2 protein-coding genes are annotated in these 695 nt (G+C 70.4%); both read right to left on the minus strand.

Annotation, left to right across the window (positions count from 1 at the left end):
• Positions 1–395: TPM domain-containing protein (locus D1614_RS28050; protein ID WP_119440486.1), on the minus strand; the 395-nt coding region annotated here is incomplete at its 3' end.
• Positions 396–417: 22 nt separating this feature from the next.
• On the minus strand, positions 418–695 hold a 278-nt coding region (locus D1614_RS28055; protein ID WP_206610148.1), incomplete at its 5' end, for a hypothetical protein.

Below are 695 nucleotides of genomic sequence, written 5' to 3' on the forward strand. Positions count from 1 at the left end.
AAGCCGCGCGTGATGGTTTCGCAGATGGTGCGCCACGCGTGGGTGTCCACCTTGGCGGCGATACCGTGGTCGGCCAGGATCTCAACCGCGTGGTCGGCCAGGTTGATGTACAGCAGCACGCCAACGTGCTCGCGCGTGTTCCACACCTCCAGCAGCCCGAATAGCATCCGGGCGCGGTGACGCGGCGACACACCGGCCCACGCGTCGCGCACCGGCAGCGAGCTTTCGATGACGACACGCACTTCGCCGCGATGGCGTTGTTCGCCCTCTCGCACGGCGGCTTCGAGCTTTTGCAGATCGGCCGGCGGAAACGCGCGCCTGGCATGCGACGAAGTCGTCAGCAGGTGGGTGAGGGCGCGGCGTGCGCCGTGGTGGTGTCGGGTCTTGGAAGCCATGGATGCCGTTACCTGCTGCCTGTTACCAGTTGCCGGAGGCGCCACCGCCACCGAAATCACCACCACCGCCGCCGCCAAAGCCTCCGCCGCCACCGCTGCCGCCGCCGAAATCACCGCCGCCGCGTCCCCAGCCACCGCCGAGGCCGCCGCCCAATCCGCCACCCAAGCCGCCGATGGTGCCCGGGCCCCAGCCGCGGTTGCCCATCACCACGCGCGATCCGGGTCGGCCGGGCAGGCTGCCCGTGACGCGCCCGCCCGAGCGCATGGCCGCGCTGAGCACGAAGAACACGATGATCGCCA

Source organism: Maribellus luteus (assembly GCF_003576475.1).
Classification (GTDB): domain Bacteria; phylum Bacteroidota; class Bacteroidia; order Bacteroidales; family Prolixibacteraceae; genus Draconibacterium; species Draconibacterium luteum.